A 21555-nucleotide genomic window follows, 5' to 3' on the forward strand; every position below is an offset into this window, starting at 1 on the left:
ATAAAACAAGTCCGGTAAGAGCAACCAATCGCCCTACCGGACCAAAAGTAAACCTGTCGTTATTATAGTACGGATTCCACTCTTATATTCTCCGAATGAAATCACATAAGGTCAGGCTATTTGGTATGAATTTGAATGATTTCTACAGGAGACCATTGAGAACCCGATCCTGCAATAACATATACCTTATAGGCAGTATTTGCTGCTAAACCAGTTAAAGTCTGTGTATGCTTTACACCAGGAGCAAACGTAAGCGTGTTAGTCCATGGAGCAGCCAATGCAGTACCGCTACCATTTTGACCTAAAGCAATCTGTGCTGCAGTAGGTGCCTTATCATTTGCTGGCAATACTACATATCTAACTGGGGTTGTAGTGCCACCTGTCACACCATATTTAACATATACATCTGCTGTAACTGTACTAACTTGTCCCGGCTCAAAAAGCGAAATCGAGCTAGCAGTAGCTTGAGCAGTAGTCAACCGAACTGTCGTTACAGTAGACAAGTTACCAGCTGCATCCGCCAGCGTGATATATGTTGCATATTCTGTACCAGGATTCAATCCGTAAACAGAGAATGTAACCGTTGTGTTAGCTACAGTCGCAACACTACCATGGATACCACTTGCAGTCCCGTTACTAATTTGCCCTTTTTCCACCTGCAATGCAGTTGGAGCAGTTACATCAGCATTATAAGGAGCTACAACATAGTATACTGCACCAGTTACGGAAGGTGTCAGGTATACATCCGCTGTGACCGAACCAACATTACCGTAGGTTGCCCCACTTACTGTTGGCGCTGTGCTACTTCCGCCGTCACCGTTACCACCACCAGAACCTCCGCCCGTACTACCACCTGGAGCAGCAGTTGGGGTTGGTGTAGCTGTTGGTGTCGGAGTCGCCGTTGGAGTTGGTGTAGGTGTTACACCACCACCTGTGCCACTACCAGGATAATAAATAGCTGAAGTATTGATAATACCTACAGCCTCGGCACGTGTTAACGATCTCTTAGGACCAAAGGTTCCATCTGGATAACCGTTAACAATCTTCTTTTCCACTGCGGCTGCTACAGCACCTTTTGCCCATGCTGCAATTTGTGCATTGTCTTTAAATTTGTTCGAAGTTGTATTGGTGCTCAATTTAAGTAATTTTGCAGTAATTACAGCTGCTTCTTCTCTTGTAAGCGGATTATTAGGACGGAACGTATTATCCTCGTATCCTCCGATATATCCAGCTTCCACAGCTTTAGCCACTTCACTGTAATTCCAGTTTGTGCTCTTCATGTCTTTGAAAGTTACTGTTGCTTTAGTTGTAAACCCTAACAGGCGATTTACCATAGTCACATACTCACCACGCGTAATTGCTTTGTTTGGTTTCACCGTTCCATCTGGGTAGCCTCCAAGGTAACCTCTATCTAGCCATTCCTGCAGCTGACCTTGTGCCCAGTGGCCTTGAATATCCTTAGGTACAGTTGCAGCAGATACGCTGCCGAGAGACCCCAATAACATACTAGTACCTAATATTCCGGTCATAAGACCGCGCCACATCTTCTTCATCCTGCTAATCACCCTCCTAATTGTTTTGATAGCTTAGGCTATATTGAATTTCTTCGTGAATGTAGTAACCTAGGCTAACATAGTGTGTGTCGAGGTAAGATAAACAGCTCAACGTATATCTATTACCCACCTTTTGCAGAGTTCTAACATTTTCCATAAAATGAATTTACAAAATAGGCTATTTTCTTTACTAGGATTGGCTATACTAGACACATATGAACGCACAAAAAAAGGATCTTGGAAGATTCCAAGATCCCTGCTAGCGCTGTCTAAATTGCTAACCATCTACTTATATGTAGTTCGGCTTCGCCGGATGATTATAATTTGATTACGTTAGCTGCTTGTGGTCCACGTGCACCTTCAACGATATCGAATTCTACGGATTGACCTTCATCCAATGTCTTGAAACCATCAGTTTGAATCGCGGAAAAGTGTACGAATACGTCGCCACCGTCTGCAGTCTCGATAAAACCATAACCTTTTTCTGCGTTAAACCATTTTACTTTACCTTCCATTGATTAAACATTCCCTTCGTCATCAGATGAACGTGAGTCTTGCTCACAATTCGACTATACCACCGTAACTTCTTTATTGTCAATTGGAAAAGAAAATGTTTACATTCAATAATTTACCACGTAAAATAAACTATTAAATTTTCCATAAACAAGAAATAGATTCGGTACAATGATCAAAAAAAGGAGCAGACGGTATTTAATACCCGTCTACTCCTATAGTGAAACACTGATAAATTATTTTTTGCGATCCATAAGGAAACTGTCTGGGGTGTAGGCGGCCTCGTAGGCGTTGCGTTGTGTTTTGGCCTGATTCCGCTTCTGCAGCCAGTCTTGAGCTTCGAAGCGAAGAGCGTTCATTCTATCTAAGATCACATTATCATGTTCCAAAATTCGATTAATTTCTTGCTTTTGTGCAGGCGTTGCTCGACAAATTTTGGCTTCTTCTGCAATTGAATCGACAAGTTTCTGGCGCTCGTCCACAAAAGCCTCCAACTCCTCATAGGTGGTCTCTTGAAGACGCTCTTCGATCTCCCGGGTGAGTTGATCCAAACTCCGGATTAATTCATCCATGAGCACTATCAGCCTGTCCCTGACCCACAGCGATCTTCGATGCTTGTAGCCAAGTTTCCCGAAGGTCGGTTAGATAAACAAGAGCCTCTTCAGCTTTATCTGGACTTTTACGAATGTTTGCTTCAACTAAAAGATAATTTGTATATTCATAAAGTGAATAGAGGTTGTTAGATATCTCATATGAATAATCTAATGTACTCATTAACTCACTTACTATAGATTGTGCTTTGCCAAAATTAAGACTTGTCTTCTCATAGTCCTGTTTACTGAGACCGTCAATCGCTGTTCTTACAAAACGAATTGCACCGTCATACAACATAATGACCAACTGCACAGGGGTAGAGGTTTGGACAGAAGACTGGCGGTATTTCTCATATGGAGATGTAATCAATAATCTCACCCTCTATATTTTATAATTATCCTAGCTGGAGAAGAGACTGGAAGACTGCGTCTGTAGCTTGTTCATTGCTGTTTCCATCGCTGCGAACTGCTTATAGTAACGTGTTTCATAGTTATCCAACTTTTTCACCATGCTACTTATCCGAGTGTTATAGTCTTTAAGTCTCTTTCCCATAACGCTATCTTCTTTAAAGGCACTACTAATGTCAGTGGTATACTTATTAGTACCAGCGCGTTTTGAGATAGTTTCTAATGGTGTTGCTAGTTGTTTCCCCAATTTGCTGAATAGTCCCTCACTTGATGCACCTGCAGCTCCTTGAAATAGATCTATAACACTTTGGGGATTATCATTAATCGCCTGCTTGAGCTTGGATTCATTTAGAATTAACTTTCCTCCCTCTAAATAAGTACCTGTTGTGATACCCATTGCACTTAAACCACCCAATTTTTCTGTGATGATCGTACGCATGGAGGTTATTGTAGATTTCAGAATGTCATCATTTTTCAAAAGACCACTTTTGGCTTTTGCTGTCCAGGCCAAGATTTCGCTTTCCTTCATATCACTCTTTTGCGCATCCGTCAAAGGAGCATAATCGCTGTATTTAGCTTCATTAACTTTGTTATTTAATAACTGCAATAAACTATTATAGTCTTCAACAAAACTTTTAATTGTTTCGAGTGCCTTATTTGGATCAGATTCGCTGCTGATCTTTGTCGTTCCATTCCCATCCGTCTTTGCAAGCAACGTTAGTTGCACTCCGTTTATAGTGAAGGTATTACTCTTTTGACTTAAGCCCTGACCGTTAATTCTGACAAGAGCATCTACACCCATAGCTATATCATCATTAACGTCAATGTCATTTCCGCCATTAAAAAGCGACAGTATAGAGTTTTGGCCTCCAAGTTCTATTTTACCATTCATACTTGTTGAATCTGGATCTGTACTCGGAGCCCCGCTTGCCTTGGAGCGAATAATGAGCTTTCCTGTTGCCTCATCGAAGCTAGCGATTACATTCGCTTTACTGTCAGCATTAACAGTTGAAATAAAAGAAGCGACCGTAGTGGCCCCTGTGAATAAAGATTTAGTTACACCAGCTTCATCTGTTTTAGTAAAATTGACACCATTAATGTTTAAACTATACTCTTTGTCAGTATCTGCATCTGCAGCCAATTCTGCTAATGTAATTTTACTAGACTTATTTGCTCCTACACCAGATGTCGTTAATGTAGTCGTTGTAGCCAAATTCATAACTTCAACTTCCATATCTACTCTGTTTGCGGCGGCTGTAGCTTCAGCCTTCACTGCACCTGTATAACCGGTAACAACGGATTTATTTGCGTTTAACGCAGATGACACATTATATTTATCTGATAACTTATTAATTCTAAAATCATATAGCTTACTACTGATTTCACGGTAGCTATCTCTAGTCCAATTTAAAGTCTCTTTTTGTTGGTATAGTTTATCCAAGGGAGCACGCTTGACAGCCATCATACTCTTAACCATACTATCAATGTCCATACCTGAGAATCCATTTACTCTTGTTACCAAAACAGCACCTCCTATACTAAATTCTCTCGTCTATGAGAATACCTGCAATCTCCATCATTTTAGCCACTAAATCTAGAGTCTTTTCTGGAGGAACTTCACGAATAAGTTCTCCTGTATCCTTATTGAGCACCTTGACCATAATGTCATGCGTTTTCTCGTGGATGCTAATTGATAGCGTGGTTTGGGGGCCCTGTAAAGATTTAACTGCTCGCTCGATGGTACGAATTAGCTGTTCTTCAGCAACTGATACGTTTTTATCCTGCTTCTCTTTCTGACTGATTTCCTTAGCATATCGAGTAGGATCTGCTTTACTTTCGATATTTTCGGGCTCAACTCCAGACGTTACTTCAGATCTGCTTGATCCAACCGTCATAGAACTAGCAGAAAGGGAAAACTGTACATTCATATACCCCGACCTCCAACAACGCTCAAATTTATACTTTATATATCGGTTAGTTTTAGGGATAATTTAGGATTCACTTAAGAAAAGTATAGTTGACCAGAGTCTCTAGAGGGCTTCAGCGCTAGTTCATAGAATAGAAATATAAAAAATTGATTTTTTCCGTAGAGAGGGACATCTTTATCTGTTTAATTAATGTCCTAGTGTATTTGAGTCCAGAACATTCCACGAACTGAAAGTGATATGGCATAGATAAAAATAACCTAGATAATCGAAGATTTCTTATTCACTTATTAATATTACATAGCAGTTCTGTAGGCCTTCTTCCTAGGTTTGGAAAATATAACTCTACTAATGTTTTATCAAAATGGACATATATGTTAACTTCATAAAATCGTTATCTTTTATTAATTTCATTATTCTTCTAAAATATAGCTTATTGTGTTCAAATGTCTTTGAGAGGGATTGTACAAGTTTAACTACCAAGTCCTCGGTTAAGGTTTGATGATAATTTGCCATTCCAATTAGATGGATCTTGATTAAAGAATAATGCAAGATCATACGAGTATAACTCTCAAATAAAGAATCACTATCAAGAGGCATTATATTTTTAAACACGTAATTGACAAGGTAATTTTCAAGCATGTATTCATGCTGAAGCATAAAAGGTGCGTAGTATTTTTCATAAGAAGATGCATAATTCTCAAGGATCTCTTCGTCTGAAGCATCTTTTTCAATATGTAAACCAGACATCATCTCTCCTGAGCACTCTAAATATCTAGATGAAGTAATTTCGTATTGCAAACGTAATACGACAAGTTCCCTGCTTAATCGAAGTTGAATGTCTAATCGATTTGGTATATTTTCAAATGCTCCTTGGAGAGCGTTATTTTCTACACTTGTAATATATTGCCCAAAGATGTCGGGAATCTCATTTATTCGATCGTTATCCACGCATTCTTGTAGTTCGTTATAAAGTAGACCTAGAACGAGCAAACGTTCTTCCAGGGTATAATTTTTGTTCTGCAGTATGGAAATAGTCACGTAACGATATTCATTGAAATAGTCCTTCCAATCAGAAGCTACTTCTTTATTCGTATGAATGGTTGCTCTTGTTACATCCCTTGTAGAGGGGGATTCTTTGAATTGATCGAAGCTAATTCCATCTTTACTCAACAAGACTAACCTAGCTGCTTCAGGACAAGATACAGTTAATGAACGTTCAACAACACCGTTTACATTATGAACTATTCTAGGATAAACAGCACAGGTATTGCACAAATTTTCTTCTCCTAAGGTCAATTGAATGTCACATAAATTTTCCTCATTTAAGAATGAACACCTTGAGTTATTCATTTTCATTTTCGCTACGTTATTCTTTGTAGGGTTTGAACGATTGCGAATCACATATTCATCTAGTTGTGACTTGATCTTATAATTTTTAACTTTTTTATATTTCTTGTATGTTTGCTCGTCCACAGTTACTTGCCATCCTGCACAGCACGTATCTTCACAGGCCGAACCAATACAAGTAAATTCTTTGACATATTGAGGAGTTAGCGTTTCAACTAATTTCGATGTCATTTATGATTAACCCCTTATAGACTAGTTTATATAAAAAAAGGAATGGGAATCCCATTCCTTTTCTTATCGTTAAAGATTAACGAAGCAATTGAAGCACACCTTGTGGTTGTTGGTTAGCTTGAGCCAACATAGCTTGAGCAGCTTGAGCAAGAATGGAGTTTTTAGTTTGATCCATCATTTCTTTCGCCATATCAACATCACGAACACGGGATTCAGCTGCAGTCAGGTTTTCAGAAGCATTGTTAAGGTTGTTAATAGTATGTTCTAGACGATTTTGGTTTGCACCAAGTTTAGAACGGGAAGCAGAAACCAATTTAATTGCATCATCTACAAGTTTAACGTCAGTATCAAATTTAGCAGTTGTACCATCAGGAGCTAGCGCGTTGACACCTAAATCAGTCGCACTGAAACCTTTACCAGTTGCTCCTTCAATTTTCAAATTAAGTGATTGTGCTGCATTAGCACCAATTTGGAAATCTTCGTCAAATTTACCATCCAACAATTTTTTACCGTTGAATTCTGTACGTTCGGAAATACCTGTTAATTCATTGTTTAATTCTGCAATTTCATCTTTGATAGCTGTCAGATCTTCTGTTGCTAATGTTCCTCCGTTACCTGCTTGAACAATAAGTTCACGTTGACGTTGCAGGATAGAATGAGTTTCGCCAAGAGCACCTTCAGCTGTTTGAATCAAGGAAATCGCGTCTTGTGAGTTACGGGATGCTTGGTCTAAACCGCGGATTTGACCGCGCATTTTTTCGGAGATCGAAAGACCTGCAGCGTCGTCCCCTGCACGGTTAATGCGAAGACCTGAAGACAATTTCTCGATGTTCTTGCTAGTTGCTGCAGTGTTTGCACCCAATTGACGGTGAGTATTCAAAGCTGTAACATTGTGGTTAATAATCATTTGATATTTCCTCCCTGAAATTAAATTAGTTCCACATCCATGTGGTAAACGCCGAACCATTAAGGTCGGCCGCCCTGCCGATTCAGCGTCTACTTCATATATCGACGGCAAGTACCAAAGTGTTTAGAGTAATTCGAAGTTTTTTTGAATTTTTTTTTGGAGAAATCTCTCAAACTAAATAAAAAACCTGAATCTGCATTTGTGCAGTCTCAGGTTTTGGATTCCTTATATGCGATATGTTGATTAGTTATTATTACTCTCACTACGAAGGCTATGGATTAATGCACTCAGATCAGACTGCTGCGGAGCAACAGATTCGCGATTGGCTTCTTGAATCGATAGGTACACTTCTTTGCGAAAAACATCTACATGTTTTGGGGCAGAGATACCAACCTTCACCGTATCACCGTCTACACTTAAAATTGTCAGCTCTATCTGATCTTGGATAATAATAGACTCACCTTTTTTACGGGTTAGTACGAGCATATTATCCACCATCCTTTCCCTCTATAACTGACTTCTCCTGCACCAAACTATGTTTCGTATGATAAGGAGTCCTATGTAAAACGATTTGTTTACCGGAATGTCCTAAAGGATTCATAACAATTGGAGCCAGAAGATTGATCGTCGACTGATCGACTGATTCCTTCAGCGTAATAATGCAACGGACGATCAACTCTGTATCGATCCCTAACTCTTCAGCCTCATCATCAGGCAGTTCGAATTCATAGGACGGATAAAAAGAAAACGGATCTCCTAACAGAAAGGATAATCCTTTTTCTCTTATAGACTGTAAATACCCAAAAGGCGTCTCAGGTATCGTGATTAAGACGAAGTCCGTTTCCTCATCAAATCCAGGTATACCTTTGGAGAAATGATATATCTGCTCCTCATCCACTTCTAGTTTACCCCAAGATAGTGTTTCTATAATCAAGTTGCCCACTCCTCAAAAGTTTCGCTCACGAAACTGGTATCCATTAAGATTATTATTTATAACACAAAAGCTATAGAGGCGCTTTCTGGCACGTCTATAGCTTAAGAGCTACGTTTGAAGATTTACTTCCGGTGGAATAAACTTTATGGAAGCATATTGCTGCATATAAATATTTAACTTGCCACGGGTATATTCAATTTCAGGATCATGTCTTACCACTTGAATATTCACTTTTGCGGCTCGAAAATCGATTTGTGGTGCTCTCGTTTCTATATGAATATCTACATTGTCAAATGATGCCGGACCACGAATCTCTGGAAATGAATTTGGTTCGGTATCTGTTCCATAGACTTCGGCAATGGTATTTCCGGGCTTAAAAAACTGGGCCATCCGATTGCCTTGCTCGACCTTTTTTGCAATACCCTGAAGATATAACTGTTGAATACCTGAATATATTCGTTTGTTCATATCGAACATATTACCACCATTATAGGCTGCCCAAGCTCGGGACTGATCTATGGTAAGCTCTGGCCTAAAAGATTGAACCGTAAGTTTCCCTGGAGTGGTTGTTATTTTGACCTCAGGTTTAGGCTGAGTAATCGAAAATGTTCCCTGCTCATTATCAATTCCAATCAAAGCAGGAGTCTGACGAATTTGCAATATCGGCTGCAGCAACGAGAACCACCTCTGTTATCTAATAAAATCTACTAGAGTTGTAGATATAATCTTAGCGCCTACAGAAAGGGAAGCATTATAAATATTCTCTTGAATCTTCGACTCCATAATCAAACCTTCGTAATCTGCATCTTCTGTCTTAGCTTGAAGTTCCGTCAAATTAATATTTAAATCACTTAGCCGATCCTGCATCAATTCAACGCGGTTAGTCTTAGCCCCTATCTCGGAACGTGCTGATAGAATAGTCTCTACACGTGTATCGATTTTATCAAGTTGACCAGATACTGTACTAAGATTACCAGATTTTAACCCAGCAGAAATAGTATTAATAATACTGAACAGATTATCCGCATCCCCAGTATAACCAAATAAATCATTACCGGTAGTACTAATTGGCATACGCACATCTTCACCTACAATAAACTGAATCTGCCCAGTATCCGTAGTAATCGGTTTAGATACATCGTATGTACCGTCTGCACCTTTAGTATAATCATATGGTTTGGTGGTGTATTGTTCGCCATTAAAGATATATTTACCATTTAGTGTACTGTTAGCAATGTCCACAAGCTGTTCTTTTAGCTGCAGAACCTCTTCATTGATACTATCGAGTGCAGACTGCGGATTGCTTCCACTCGCTGCCTGTACTGTCAATTCGCGAATCTTCTGAACAACATCTCCAGCCTGACCGAGTACCGTATCATTATAATCAAGCCATGAAATGGCACTATCCACATTCTTGGTGTACTGCTCGTTAGATGAAAGCTCAGCACGATAGCGGAGAGAATAAGTAATACCCACTGGATCATCGGAAGCTTTGTTGATCTTACGTCCTGTGGCAAGCTGTAGCTGTGTGTCGTTCATTGTACGTGCATTACGGTTTAAGTTAAGCAGAAGCTGTGAATTCATCATGTTAGAGGTTACTCTCAACATACGCTATATCTCCTTTTATCTGCCGACTGTGCCGGTGGAATTAATCAATTTGTCGAGCAGTTCATCAAAAGTAGTCATAAAACGTGCTGCCGCACTATAAGCATGCTGGAACACTAGCATATTCGACATTTCTTCATCTAGAGAAACGCCGCTGACTGATTGACGACGGGAGTTAACTTGCTCTACGAGATAATCTGAGTTATCCGTCTGACGTGCAGCCTCTTGGGATTGAATACCCAGCTGACCAACCATAGAGCTAAAAAGCCCTCCCACAGTGTTGCTTACACTACCGTCTGGCTTAGTAAATTTACTATCCTTCAGGCTAGTCAATAAGAGTGCCAACGTATTATTTCCTTTAACGACTTGCGTATTTCCATTCGCATCAACAGTTGTACGTAACGAAGTTGCGAATAAATTCACATCCGCAGCAATTTCCGGATTTAGCTTAATCGTTCCAGCCTCGCCTGATGTTACAAAGAAATCGCGTCCGACGCTTCCATCCATCGCGTAACCTAACTTGTGAAGTCCGTTAAACCCTTTGACAATGGTCTTGGCGTCCTCATACATTGTTGCGCCCTTAGGCATGGCCTGACCAGCGGTCAAAGTAACTACGGTACCGTCAGCTTGTGTAATCTTGGCATCACTTGTCAACACTGTGCCCTCAGGAAGATTGGAGCCAGCTGGCACTGTAATTTCAACGTCACCTGTAGCAATAGTGCTCGCCAAATCATTGAGCTGTTTCTTGTAATCGGCAACATAGGTATTATTGGAGAAAATCATACCGTATGCCTCGCCGCCCTTCAAGGTTCCGGAGGTATAAGCATTATTAAGAAATGCACTATCTACGGTTGCGGTAACTTCTCCACCCTCTACGAGAGGTTGTCCACCCAGAGAAATGTTATAACCCTCTTCCGTCTCTACAACAGTAATATTAGCAATTTTGGAGAGCTTGTCCGCCATCAGATCGCGTTGATCACGTAGATCGTTTGCATGATCCCCCATACCCTCAATCTTATAGATTGATTTGTTTAGATCTGCGATAGCAGTCAGGTAATTTTGAGCTTCTTTTGCCTTAACATCTATATTAGTGGTTAGATCCCGCTCCAGATTATTCAGTTGCGTGCTCATGTAGTTCATAGCATCTGTCAAAGATTGTGCAGTTTGCACTACAATCTTACGGGCTGTTGGATCTTCAGGGTTCTTACTTAGATCCGACCACGATTTCCAGAAGTTATCCAAAACTGTACGAATGCCTGTATCCGATGGCTCATTAACGATAGCTTCCAGCTTAGAGAGCGTATCTGCTTGAAGACTCCAGTTGCCGAAAGCAGCGTTCTCACCACGGTACTGATCATCCAGAAACATTTCTCGAATCCGATCGATAGATGAGAATTCCACCCCTGTACCCATTTGACCTGGAACGGTAGATTTTAACAATCCGTACGCTTCAATAGGTAAAGAGGCTTGCATATTAACACGTTGACGAGTATAACCTTCGGTATTCGCATTAGCGATATTGTGTCCAGTTGTATTAAGAGCTGCGGTCTGAGTAAAAAGGCTGCGTCTCGCCGTCTCTATCGAGTGAAATGTGGATGTCATGCTTCTTACTCCTCCTTATGTTCTGCTCCGGCAGAACACTTCATCAGTACAATTCTAACCTCGTGCATCAAAAATCCCCGACCGATTTACGTTGTTACCTTTGTCGGACGGACGATGATAAGTGATATCCTGATTTGGTCTTCCGACCAACAGATCCAAAGAATAATCTATAAATGTAAGCGACTGCTCTATCAGCTTCTGATTTAGGTCATTGGCTTCTTTCAGGCGATGCAAAGTGCCCGAAAGCTTCTGCTGAATATGCAGCAGTCGTGCCTTGTCTTCAGGGTCAAATATAAGCCTGGACAGCTCCGTTAGGTTCAGGTTCAGGTTGGAACGAATACCCACACCTTGCAAAACGGTATATGCGGCTAATATTCGCTCTTCCTCGAGCTGCCCAATTACCTTCATTAGCTTGGATTCACGGTTAAGGATGTCGATTAACGCATCCACCTTGTTATCCATAATTGTCTGTTTCTTCTCAGCGGCCAGATCCAGCATTTGAACATGCACTCCATCTAGCCGCTCCAATAGTTCTATTAATGTCGTCAATGCCATGGATGTTTTCACCTAATTCTCGGAGGATTGCTTAAAGTAAGGGGCGAGTTTCTCTGCTAGCTTAGATGCATCAACTTGATAGGTACCTGCGGAGACCTGCTGCTTTAGATTGTCGATCTTAAGTGCGCGTTCTGGATCATTCTTGCCAGTGTTTTGTGCTTGCAAGAGTTGAATCGCTTCATCAGAGATCGAAACCTCATCCTTGCGTGTGCTTTTCTTCATTTGTTCCTGCCTTTGCGCTTCCGCGCTGCGTTGATACGGATTAATCGCGTTAATTCGTCCGGTCTCGTTAATTTTCATAACTTCCACCTTCCTTCTAATATAAAAAAGCCGATAATCTTTACTAAGTTTATCGGCGTAGACTGAAACATTCTTTATAGCTGCAAACGTTTTTTTGCAGATTTTATAGGTCACGCAGCTTATCTATGGCACGATATGCACCATCAGATGTCTTTTTAGTAGTATCCTCAGCAGAATTTTCCTTGACAGCATTCGTGAGATCTTTCCTGAGCCGGCTACGACAGCTGTCACACATATGGCCATCCCGAATCAGTGTACCACACACTTCGCAAGGGTACATCATATTGGGTGCATTAGCTATAGAAATCCGGCCTTCGCGAATAAAGCGGGTAATCTCTTTAATAGAAATCCCCGTAGCATCGGAGAGCTCCTGAATGTTGGTTCCTTTGTTTTCCCGTAAATAATTCACGCAGATCTCATATTCATGCTCCAGCTCTTTGATACAGGCCGAGCACAACCCCATAAGATTCTTGACAAACAACCGGCCGCACCTTGGACAATTGTCTAGATTCATAACAAGCAGCCGCTCCTCTCCGTACATTCTGTGCAATGCATAATATTCTTATGCTCCTAGATTACATGATTGCAAGGAATTCGTCTATGGGACAGAAGAAACGCTACCAACCGCAACTAATCCTTAATGGAATGGATATAGCTGTTCACAATCATGCATTTTTCGCGTTTTAGGAACGCGCCCAGGTTAGGCTATAGATTTCTGCAACATAATCATAGTTAGAAACCATTTGTTTTAGAATTTCGGCACAAGCACGAATCGTGCTTCCGGTTGTATAGATATCATCAACAATAATAATTCGAATAGGATGGCTTATAGGTGAGTTATCTTTCAGCCAATCCTTAAATAGTGTGGAGACTGCCGGATTTGCTCCAAAAGCATTCTTCATATCTGCCAATCGCTCCGCACGTCCTTTAAAGCTCTGCTTACCTGTATGATGCGTACGAATTAGTAGCGGTAGCTGTGGAATCTTTCTATGCCGAGATAGGACATCGGCCAATCTTTCCGCTTGATTAAAGCCCCGTTCTAGAAGCCTTGAATCACTGACAGGTACCGGAACTAATAAATCAGCTGACCAAAGGCTGTTTTTTTTGTACCTTTTATGTTGAATAAGATGAAAAAACGATGCCTTCTGGGATGAAAGAGCCCCCTGTTGCTTTTCCTCCTTTAGGGTTAAATATGCCCTATCCAGCATGAGTCCAAGTAGAGGGGCATATCGTTCATTCCCGCGATATTTATATTGACCGAGCCATTCTCTCATCTCATTAGTGTAGGCTACCGCACTCCGGTTACATACAATGGGTGAGGGCTCAGCGCTGCGAGTGCAGTCTGGACAGCCTACATGCCGCCCACAAACCAAGCAACGTGGAGCGCGTATCCAAGGAATGGATTCCGCACAATCCTTACAGATACCAGGCAGCTGTGAGGACTGTGGGCTGTGCTTCCCGCAGGTTAGACATTGAGACAACGAGGGGGTGAGGAGGAGAGACAAAGATTTTCGTACCCCTATAAGCATGGTATTCATTTAGCCCCACCTTTACGGAAATATCCATGGCGGCGAGCGATGATATTCATAGTACGAATCTGAGCAATCGCTCCACGCTGGGATCGGCTCCACTGAGGGGAGGCAAATACAACATGGCCATCAGGATCATCTTTAGAACGACCAGCACGGCCTGCCATCTGTACCAAAGAGGCTTCGTCAAAAAGACCACTGTCTGCATCCAAAATAAATACGTCACTGCGTGGCACGGTAACTCCCCGTTCCAGGATCGTAGTAGTTACTAACAAAGAGATGATACGGTTGCGAAAAGCAGTCACCTTTTCTGCCCGAAATGAATCCTTGGACGAGGTGCCTTCAATAACCACGCCGGGAAAGCTACGACGAAGTAGGATCAGCAATCCTTCGATATGAGCTATTCGAGACACAAATAGAAAAATTTGTGCTTTTCGCTCCAGTGACTTTTGAAGATTTTGTATAAGCGATCTTGGCAAACTCTCACGCTTCAGACAGGTTAGAACCGAGGGTATACTCAAATGCTGCGGGATAGGCAAGGGATGACCATGGAAGCGGACAGGCACTCTGGCATGTGGAAGCTTGCCTAACCGGACCAAACGCTGCATTTTTTGTGGTGGCGTAGCTGATAAATAGATGAAAGAGCCGTCCACTTTACAGGCTTGTTCAGCGGCATAGGCCAACATAGGATCATTGTGGTAAGGATACGCATCCAGCTCGTCGATGATTACGAGATCATAACCTTGATGGAAGCGCAGGAGCTGATGGGTGGTTGCGAGCGTTAAGCGACCGCTCACCCAGCGATCTGCGCTGCCGCCATAAAGTACGGCGAGAACCTCCGCCGGAAAAGCCCGGGCGAGCCGCGGCGCGAGCTCAAGTACGACGTCGCGGCGCGGCGTCGCTACCAGCGCCCGCCCTCCGGCGGCGAGCACGGCCTCTAGGAGCGGGAAGATCATCTCCGTTTTCCCCGCTCCCGTTACCGCCCAGAGCAGAAACCGCTCTGGGCATGTACTGGCGGAGCGCTTGCGCGCCTCCGCCAGAAAACCCAGCGCAGCGCCAGCGGCTCCCGCCTGCGCTGGGCTCAGCCCCCACCGGCCTGCGGCCGCGGCGGGGTCAAGGGCGGCCGTGCACCGCACGGCCGGAAGTGCTGCGCTGCGCAGCAGCAGCGCACAAGCCCGGCTGCGCCCAAGCGCGAGGCAGGCCTCGCAATAGGCGCAGCCCATAAGCCCGCACGCGGCGCATGCCGTGCGGCCGGTGGGCACGCTGCCGCAACGCAGGCAGCGCGAAACCGCGCGGCGAGCGACAGCGCCGCGCCGCAATACGTGCGGCAGCCTAGCCGCCGCACGCATCATAACGCCAGCACCCGCAGGGAGCTGGCGGGCCCGCGCCCCGTGCGTAGCCGGGGGCGCATTGCCTACGGCGGCTGTAAGCAACAGCTGCCCCTGCAGATACGCCAGTTGTGCCGCCTGGCGCCAGCAACCTCCTAGCTCTGGCAATTCTTCTGCCAGCAGCGCTTCTACTTCCGGCTCCAATAAAGAGCGCCCGGCCACAGCCCGCAATAATTGTTCTGAATCCGATTCTAGTAATCCAGATTGAAAATCCTCTTTTTCACACCAATCGTATCTTTCATTCTTCTTATTGTCCTGATCTATTCCGAAACTTGATTCATTAGGCTTCCATATGAATATTCCATCATTCAACCACTGAGCCTCCCACAGTCCCCCTGCCTCTTTCTCCTCTCTCAACTCAGCCTCAAGCATACTATTAATATATTGCCCCCACTCCTTAATCCCCCAGGTGCCCATTGCGCTTCTTTGTTTAAAGTTGTCCCGGAGCTTCACAGCCCAACCTAGCGGCAACGCAGAAGAAAGCAGAACCAAACTATTCGCCGCTAAGGAACTCCCAGCTTTCTTCTCCGGTCTAGCTACAGACCACCACCATCTATCCACGCTAAGATCTAATGAAATTTCAACCCTCCAGCTCCCCCTACATTCCACAGCATATACAGCGACTTGCATAATAATCCCTCCTACCTCTCGCTTGTACTTAGCAACTCCATATTTGATCCCAAATTCACGACTCCGTCTCCCCAAACGCAAAAAGCACACTCCCCCAGTTCTTGGAGAGTGTGCTTCACCCGTTACTTACATATTTACTTAAGATCTGTTGCGCTTTGATTCGCATCCCCTACTTCCTGCCATCCCCATAAAAGGCAGCGATACAGACTGCCCTGACAGCCGCAAGTCTACTACAATTCCTTCATGCTGCAATTCTTCACTCATCTGAAGAGAGTACATAGATGTTGCAAGATCGATAGAGCAGCCGCTAGCGGCCATTTTGGAAACTATCCCAAGTGTTCCATCGCTCGAACCATCATCCATGAACGTTACTCGCAATCGTTTTCCGGTTAGAAGAGCTTGAAATGTCAGTGCCCGAATGTACCATTCCACAACAGATTCATGATTGCGGGTAATAAAAATATAATGAATCCATTTTCCGGACTGCGGTGTTTTACGCACCTTCTGCCGGTTATGCAACATATGAATCATCACTGCAGCGGATACATAAACAACCGCAATCCATATCAACTGGGCTACCATGGAGATGCACCTCCTCTGTATACCAACACTATATGCCGGCATTAAAAGGTCGGTGACTGCCTAGAACACCCATCAGGGAAGCAAGCTGTGTCTACTTAATTTCTTTCCTATATGTAACGTATTACTGTGAAGCTTCTACAAGGTTACCCAGCCATATTTAATCGAATTAATAACAGCTTGAGTCCGATCATCCACTTCCATTTTTTGCAAAATACTGCTAACATGGTTTTTAACTGTTTTTTCACTAATGAATAAATATTCACCAATCATTTTGTTGCTCTTACCTTCAGCCATTAGACGCAGTACTTCTGCTTCACGACGGGTCAGAGGATTGTTGTCGCCAGCAATAAATTTAACACCAGCTTCCTTCACCACTGTATCTGTAGTTACACCAGTCTCGTTAAGGTAAGTCATACGCCGCAATTGATTGATAAGCTTTCCAGTAACCTTTGGATGGATAAAGGCATGTCCTTCACAGACCGAACGAATGGCATTAATAAGGGATTCAGCCTCCATATCCTTCAATAAATAACCATTGGCGCCCTTACGAAGGGTCTCAAATACATAACTCTCATCATCATGAATGGATAAAATAATTACCTTAACCTCCGGGAACATTTCCCGAAGTTTTTGAGTGGCTTCTACGCCGTTCTCAACAGGCATATTGATGTCCATCAATACGATGTCCGGTTTAGTCCCGTTACAAAACTCTAATACCTGAATACCGTCGCCGCACTCCCCTATGACCTCGATATCCTCCTCCATATTCAAAATGCGTTTCAGCCCTTCACGAAAAAGCTGATGATCATCCGCCAAAAGAACCTTAATGGGCGTTTTACTAGAGTTTAAGTTCTCCATCACACTACTCCTTCCCCTTCTCCACATTCGTCGGAATATGGATCACGATTGTTGTCCCCTGATTCTCGGCTGATACAATTTCCATTCTTCCTTCAAGCAGCTCTACACGTTCCCGCATACCTACTAGCCCGAAGCTTTCCCGATTACCTTGCTGATTTTTTAACTTTTGTACATTAAAGCCTAATCCGTTATCTTTAATCACAATCTTAATTAACTGCGCTTGGTATGTAATCTCCACCAATACGAAGCTTGGGTAGGCATGTTTTGCTGCATTAGACAATGCTTCCTGAACAAGACGATATACCGCCGCCTCCATCGCTGAGGATAGTCGGTGTTCCTGTCCCCGGGTTTCCAGAGTCGTCCGCAGTTTCGTCTTCTCTTCAAAATCATGCACATATTTCCGCAAAGTCGGAATCAAGCCCAAATCATCGAGAGCCATCGGTCGTAAATTAAAAATAACCTTACGCATTTCTTCCAGGCTGTTACGAACCTGCCCTTTTAAATCTACTACTTCGTCCTGCACCAGCCCAAATTCCTGCTTTACCAGCATTCTTTCTACAATTTCCGTCCTAAGGACTAGATTTGCCAGCATTTGAGCGGGACCATCATGAATTTCCCGGGCAATTCTCTTCCGTTCTTCTTCTTGAGCCAGGATAATTTTGAGTCCGATCATCTGTCTGTTCTTCGCAGATTCGACAATTCTCGTCACTTGGCCTAGTTCTCCCGACAAATATTCGAGCACTACGCTCATTTGCGAACCAATTGACTCTGCACGCTCTACAGAATTTTCGACACTGCGCACTCGCATTTGTAATTCATCACGTCTGCTTCGAAGATAGACCTCTCGCTCACGCGTCATCATGAGTTCGAGCTGAAGCTCCGTAGCCTTCTCATAAGCAATACGGATATCCTTCTCTGAGTAGCGGACAAAGTCCCGGCTGACCTCTGTCAGCCGGATTCTGGAGCGGTGATACTGCAGCTCCAGCTTGTCTACCTTTTTCAACGTTTCATCCGTTTCGTCCATGACCCGCTGCAGTTCCTTGTTGAGTGCAGCAAGTTCATCACGTGCAACCTGCAATATTTCAAAAATCTGATACTTGCTGCTCTCCATCACGTCGATGGTATTTTTAATAACGCGATCAATCGCATCGGCTTGAAATTCCACGGATGCTTGCCCCTTTTCTATCGGATCGTATTAAGGTTTTCCTTATATATTAACATATCACGATTCGATAGTTACGGTCTTCGTTTTCTGTTCCCATTTTACAGTTAATCCTAACTGTTCAGAAACTAGTCTCAGAGGTACTAAAGTCCTACCCTGTAAAATAATAGGTGCTACTTCAGCACTTTGTCGCTTACCATTTAACAGGTATTCCTTTTTATTTACCGTCAGATCCAGTGCCTTGGCTCCGCGCAACACCATGATCTTCTTATTCACCTGATCCCAGGTAGCATTCCCTCCAAAAGCATCCAGCACATAACGGATCGGCACATAAGTACTGCCGTCTTTCACAATTGGAGCTACATCAATAGCCTTCTTATTTCCGTTTACGGTCATTGCTTTGGAGCCGATGCTCATCGAAGCTGTACCCTTTGGTAACCCTGCATCACTGGAAAGTGAAGGCATTGTGAAGGTGATATTATCAAAAGCAACGGTACCTGTCTTCGCCCGTTCATCTTGGCCTTCCTCTACGTTGACTACATAAAGTCTCTTCAGCGTAGCCGGGAATTTAATCCCTGATCCTGACAAGTCGATGTTTATGTTCTTCCAACCGTTCCAATCGATAATCTTCGCAAGATCTACATAGGCTGTAGCTCCACTATTGTCTACAAACTCAGCACGCAGCCAATTTAAGCTCATATCGCCCATCACATCAACTGACATCGAAGTTGCAAGCGCTGGAACGGCTTTTCCACTTGTGCCGTTAAGTTGAGCATAAGCGTACATTTTACCGCTGCCAGCCGTCATATCATAACTGAGTGACAGCACCTTGGAGCCTACTCTTTCAGCCGATCCGTCTACTATTGTTGCAGTCCCCTGTACCGCTGGCACATTGGTAGTAAAGTTGACTGGATAACTTACCTTCTCGAAATCTTCCCATGTTGTAGCTGCTGCTGTCGATAATACAACCGCTGTGCTAAATCCATCATAACGAGCAATAGCGTAACCTGTAGTAACCCCTGCATCCACAGAGTTTACAGTAAGCTTGCCATTTTGCACGACTCCCTTAAAGCCTACAAACTCCCACTTCAGCGCTGAATCTGGAACGCTTATGGTTGCTCCACTCTTCGTAGAGGCCTTTACAGGGACAGATACAGTTGTCCCAGCTGTCAGTGGCGCTGTAGCAGTGCCTACACTCATGCTGGATAGATCATCTCCACCCAAGACTGTAAGGGTTGTAGAAGCGCTTGCTACGCCGCTTTTAGCCGTTAAGGTAACGGTGCCTGGCTTCACTGCCGTTACTTCTCCTGCACTTACAGTTGCGCTTCCTCCGCTTGATGTCCAAGTAGGATTGCCTGCTGCTACATCTATAGGGTTATAATAAGTGTCATAACCTTTTAACGAATAAGTAGCCTTTTGTCCAACTAATAGCGAAGTGCTTCCGCTAATTTTAATTCCTTTTACTTCACCTTGTGGTGCGTTAGTATACACACCAAGCGCGTTAACAATGCTGCGCTGCTCTGTGCCATACTCTGTATTAAAGGTTAGTGTGGCTGAGCTTTCACCAAGAGGCCGGTCTACCATCGTTGTAGAGCCGCCTCCGTCTAAGTTAAGCCCTTTCCAGACTCCAATATTGGTCATAAAAGATTGCAACTCGGTCAATGACATTCCTGAGCTGTTGCCATTTTTTTCAGTAGCTATAATATAAACATAACGTCCATCCTGAGAGTATCCTAAAGCCGTACGTGCACGATAACCGCCAATGCTGCTAGTCGAGCGAGAGAACGTTGCAGCTTTTCCGTTATTTACAAGAATCGTATGTCCACCAATCATTGTTTGCAGATTAGCAGGATCTAGCGATTGCTGCGTAGTCTTGGATTTCAGGGAGTACACACTTGTTACCGGTTGTCCTACAGTCAGATGGGCAGTAACATACCGTGCGGCTAAGCCATGGGCCCGCAAAATATAAGCTCCCTTTGGAACCGCTGTAGGAAGCGCAGCATTTTCAGATATTTGAGTAACTACGCCGTTCTCAACGAGCACCTCTGTCGGTGTGGTTGAGCTGTTTTTGGGACGATCGAGTGCGGTCCATACATCCGTATAGATGTACATTGCATTAGCATGGCTATAAGTAGAGCTTCCACCTTCAGGGCTATAAGCACCTTTATTGATACCGGATATCTCAAACTGTGCGCCGTCAGGTGCGGTTATCATTCCTTCAAAGCTGAACTCATCAATAAGAGGCTTGCGGTCCTTAGTCACTGCAAAGGCATACATTCCATCCAATTGCGAAGGGGTGGAAACCAAGACGCCACTGGATACTTGTCCACCAATCGGAGCGCCTTCCCCGCCTGTATTAAAATAATCTCCGTTTACTGCAGCCACGGCTCCAGTTTCCTTAGCCATCCCGCCAGTACTTTGACGTGTTGTCAGGTTTCCACCTTTACCTGTCATAACATCTAATGAAACATATGGATTGTTGAGGTCAACGCGAATAACATCCGCCAAGCCAGAAGCACTCGCTCCTGAACGTGTAGCCGTATATTTGTATTTCATCATAATGGCGCCCGAAGTAATTACTTCTTCTCCCAGCTTGCTTACTTTAAAATTAGATGTGGCTGCGGCAGCAATTGGTGTGGAACTATGACCAAACATTGCTAAGCCTTCACTGCCAATTACCGGCATAATCCACAACACACCTGCTAATGAAGCGGCAACCCATTTTTTAGTAGATGATAATTTTATTCCCCGAACAACTTCTCTACTCTTCTTCTCCATGAAAACTTCATTCATTTCGACGTAACTCTCCCATCTCTTTTTTACTCTTCAAGTCCGTTATCAAAAGTCTGGAAACTGGTTCCTATTTTTCTAGTACTCTTTTAATAGACTGAAAATAAGCGAAAAAGTTGCGAAATTGAGAGATTTCAAGC

22 protein-coding genes are annotated in these 21555 nt (G+C 43.4%); all 22 read right to left on the reverse strand.

The genetic code is table 11. The annotated features are described in order from the left end of the window. Positions 1-116: 116 nt before the first annotated feature. The 22 genes from MKY54_RS28735 to MKY54_RS28840 all read right to left on the reverse strand — a co-directional run bounded on the left by MKY54_RS28735 (position 117) and on the right by MKY54_RS28840 (position 21418). Positions 117-1553: an S-layer homology domain-containing protein gene (locus tag MKY54_RS28735; RefSeq protein ID WP_339188739.1), complete on the reverse strand. Its 1437-nt coding sequence runs from the start codon at positions 1551-1553 to the stop codon at positions 117-119. A gap of 317 nt (positions 1554-1870) precedes the next feature. Then, positions 1871-2068 (reverse strand): cold shock domain-containing protein, encoded by a 198-nt coding sequence (locus tag MKY54_RS28740; protein ID WP_019915069.1) that lies wholly within the window; start codon positions 2066-2068, stop codon positions 1871-1873. 234 nt (positions 2069-2302) lie between these two features. Further along, complete coding sequence (locus MKY54_RS28745) at positions 2303-2638, reverse strand: flagellar protein FliT (RefSeq protein ID WP_076123873.1); 336 nt, start codon at positions 2636-2638, stop codon at positions 2303-2305. Further along, complete coding sequence (gene fliS, locus MKY54_RS28750; protein ID WP_339188742.1) at positions 2631-3029, reverse strand: flagellar export chaperone FliS; 399 nt, start codon at positions 3027-3029, stop codon at positions 2631-2633. Before fliS ends, MKY54_RS28745 begins: the two co-directional genes overlap by 8 nt. A 30-nt stretch (positions 3030-3059) precedes the next feature. After that, on the reverse strand, positions 3060-4589 hold the full coding sequence (gene fliD / locus MKY54_RS28755) for a flagellar filament capping protein FliD (protein WP_081391785.1): 1530 nt from the start codon (positions 4587-4589) through the stop codon (positions 3060-3062). A gap of 16 nt (positions 4590-4605) precedes the next feature. Next, the gene (locus tag MKY54_RS28760; protein ID WP_339188745.1) at positions 4606-4995 is read right to left on the reverse strand and encodes a flagellar protein FlaG; all 390 of its coding nucleotides are present in this window, start codon (positions 4993-4995) and stop codon (positions 4606-4608) included. A gap of 345 nt (positions 4996-5340) precedes the next feature. After that, entirely contained in the window at positions 5341-6573 is a 1233-nt protein-coding gene (fliB, locus tag MKY54_RS28765; protein WP_076303600.1) for a flagellin lysine-N-methylase, read from the reverse strand. Between the two features lie 76 nt (positions 6574-6649). Next, positions 6650-7480 carry a flagellin Hag gene (gene hag / locus MKY54_RS28770; protein WP_076303599.1) on the reverse strand — a complete coding sequence of 277 codons (831 nt, stop codon included), beginning with the start codon at positions 7478-7480 and terminating at the stop codon, positions 6650-6652. Positions 7481-7723: 243 nt separating this feature from the next. Beyond that, complete coding sequence (csrA, locus tag MKY54_RS28775) at positions 7724-7966, reverse strand: carbon storage regulator CsrA (protein WP_076303648.1); 243 nt, start codon at positions 7964-7966, stop codon at positions 7724-7726. A gap of 1 nt (position 7967) precedes the next feature. After that, positions 7968-8414: a flagellar assembly protein FliW gene (locus MKY54_RS28780; RefSeq protein ID WP_076303598.1), complete on the reverse strand. Its 447-nt coding sequence runs from the start codon at positions 8412-8414 to the stop codon at positions 7968-7970. 108 nt (positions 8415-8522) lie between these two features. Beyond that, positions 8523-9089, reverse strand: coding sequence for a DUF6470 family protein (locus MKY54_RS28785; protein WP_076303597.1), 567 nt, complete (start codon positions 9087-9089; stop codon positions 8523-8525). A 15-nt stretch (positions 9090-9104) separates the two neighbouring features. Continuing rightward, positions 9105-10022: a flagellar hook-associated protein FlgL gene (gene flgL / locus MKY54_RS28790; RefSeq protein ID WP_339188752.1), complete on the reverse strand. Its 918-nt coding sequence runs from the start codon at positions 10020-10022 to the stop codon at positions 9105-9107. A gap of 15 nt (positions 10023-10037) precedes the next feature. Beyond that, positions 10038-11621, reverse strand: coding sequence for a flagellar hook-associated protein FlgK (gene flgK, locus MKY54_RS28795; protein ID WP_076303595.1), 1584 nt, complete (start codon positions 11619-11621; stop codon positions 10038-10040). A gap of 54 nt (positions 11622-11675) precedes the next feature. Beyond that, positions 11676-12176, reverse strand: coding sequence for a flagellar protein FlgN (locus tag MKY54_RS28800; protein ID WP_036678457.1), 501 nt, complete (start codon positions 12174-12176; stop codon positions 11676-11678). 12 nt (positions 12177-12188) lie between these two features. Next, positions 12189-12476 (reverse strand): flagellar biosynthesis anti-sigma factor FlgM, encoded by a 288-nt coding sequence (flgM, locus tag MKY54_RS28805; protein ID WP_036678454.1) that lies wholly within the window; start codon positions 12474-12476, stop codon positions 12189-12191. Between the two features lie 103 nt (positions 12477-12579). After that, a complete protein-coding gene (locus MKY54_RS28810) occupies positions 12580-12990 on the reverse strand; it encodes a TIGR03826 family flagellar region protein (RefSeq protein WP_076124340.1) in 411 nt (136 codons plus the stop codon). A 169-nt stretch (positions 12991-13159) separates the two neighbouring features. Beyond that, positions 13160-14014, reverse strand: coding sequence for a ComF family protein (locus MKY54_RS28815; RefSeq protein WP_339188757.1), 855 nt, complete (start codon positions 14012-14014; stop codon positions 13160-13162). Beyond that, complete coding sequence (locus MKY54_RS28820) at positions 14011-16023, reverse strand: helicase-related protein (protein WP_339188760.1); 2013 nt, start codon at positions 16021-16023, stop codon at positions 14011-14013. Before MKY54_RS28820 ends, MKY54_RS28815 begins: the two co-directional genes overlap by 4 nt. Positions 16024-16161: 138 nt before the next feature. Continuing rightward, a complete protein-coding gene (locus MKY54_RS28825) occupies positions 16162-16605 on the reverse strand; it encodes a glycosyltransferase family A protein (RefSeq protein ID WP_076123908.1) in 444 nt (147 codons plus the stop codon). Between the two features lie 135 nt (positions 16606-16740). Then, positions 16741-17463, reverse strand: a complete 723-nt coding sequence (locus MKY54_RS28830) for a response regulator transcription factor (protein ID WP_036681509.1) — start codon at positions 17461-17463, stop codon at positions 16741-16743. A 4-nt stretch (positions 17464-17467) separates the two neighbouring features. Beyond that, the gene (locus tag MKY54_RS28835; RefSeq protein WP_036681511.1) at positions 17468-18628 is read right to left on the reverse strand and encodes a sensor histidine kinase; all 1161 of its coding nucleotides are present in this window, start codon (positions 18626-18628) and stop codon (positions 17468-17470) included. A 57-nt stretch (positions 18629-18685) separates the two neighbouring features. Further along, the gene (locus tag MKY54_RS28840) at positions 18686-21418 is read right to left on the reverse strand and encodes a stalk domain-containing protein (protein WP_081388197.1); all 2733 of its coding nucleotides are present in this window, start codon (positions 21416-21418) and stop codon (positions 18686-18688) included. Positions 21419-21555 lie beyond the last annotated feature (137 nt).

It is taken from the genome of Paenibacillus sp. FSL P2-0121 (assembly GCF_037975345.1).
GTDB classification, from domain to species: Bacteria; Bacillota; Bacilli; order Paenibacillales; family Paenibacillaceae; genus Paenibacillus_AQ; species Paenibacillus_AQ odorifer.

Bases quoted from the DNA above. Each gene is read 5' to 3' on its own strand.
- MKY54_RS28735 (WP_339188739.1), bottom strand. From the start codon at position 1,553: ATGAAGAAGATGTGGCGCGGTCTTATGACCGGAATATTAGGTACTAGT.
- MKY54_RS28740 (WP_019915069.1), bottom strand. From the start codon at position 2,068: ATGGAAGGTAAAGTAAAATGGTTTAACGCAGAAAAAGGTTATGGTTTT.
- MKY54_RS28745 (WP_076123873.1), bottom strand. From the start codon at position 2,638: ATGGATGAATTAATCCGGAGTTTGGATCAACTCACCCGGGAGATCGAA.
- MKY54_RS28760 (WP_339188745.1), bottom strand. From the start codon at position 4,995: ATGAATGTACAGTTTTCCCTTTCTGCTAGTTCTATGACGGTTGGATCA.
- fliB (WP_076303600.1), bottom strand. From the start codon at position 6,573: ATGACATCGAAATTAGTTGAAACGCTAACTCCTCAATATGTCAAAGAA.
- hag (WP_076303599.1), bottom strand. From the start codon at position 7,480: ATGATTATTAACCACAATGTTACAGCTTTGAATACTCACCGTCAATTG.
- csrA (WP_076303648.1), bottom strand. From the start codon at position 7,966: ATGCTCGTACTAACCCGTAAAAAAGGTGAGTCTATTATTATCCAAGAT.
- flgL (WP_339188752.1), bottom strand. From the start codon at position 10,022: ATGTTGAGAGTAACCTCTAACATGATGAATTCACAGCTTCTGCTTAAC.
- flgK (WP_076303595.1), bottom strand. From the start codon at position 11,621: ATGACATCCACATTTCACTCGATAGAGACGGCGAGACGCAGCCTTTTT.
- MKY54_RS28800 (WP_036678457.1), bottom strand. From the start codon at position 12,176: ATGGCATTGACGACATTAATAGAACTATTGGAGCGGCTAGATGGAGTG.
- flgM (WP_036678454.1), bottom strand. From the start codon at position 12,476: ATGAAAATTAACGAGACCGGACGAATTAACGCGATTAATCCGTATCAA.
- MKY54_RS28810 (WP_076124340.1), bottom strand. From the start codon at position 12,990: ATGAATCTAGACAATTGTCCAAGGTGCGGCCGGTTGTTTGTCAAGAAT.
- MKY54_RS28815 (WP_339188757.1), bottom strand. From the start codon at position 14,014: ATGAATACCATGCTTATAGGGGTACGAAAATCTTTGTCTCTCCTCCTC.
- MKY54_RS28820 (WP_339188760.1), bottom strand. From the start codon at position 16,023: ATGCAAGTCGCTGTATATGCTGTGGAATGTAGGGGGAGCTGGAGGGTT.
- MKY54_RS28825 (WP_076123908.1), bottom strand. From the start codon at position 16,605: ATGGTAGCCCAGTTGATATGGATTGCGGTTGTTTATGTATCCGCTGCA.
- MKY54_RS28830 (WP_036681509.1), bottom strand. From the start codon at position 17,463: ATGGAGAACTTAAACTCTAGTAAAACGCCCATTAAGGTTCTTTTGGCG.
- MKY54_RS28840 (WP_081388197.1), bottom strand. From the start codon at position 21,418: ATGAATGAAGTTTTCATGGAGAAGAAGAGTAGAGAAGTTGTTCGGGGA.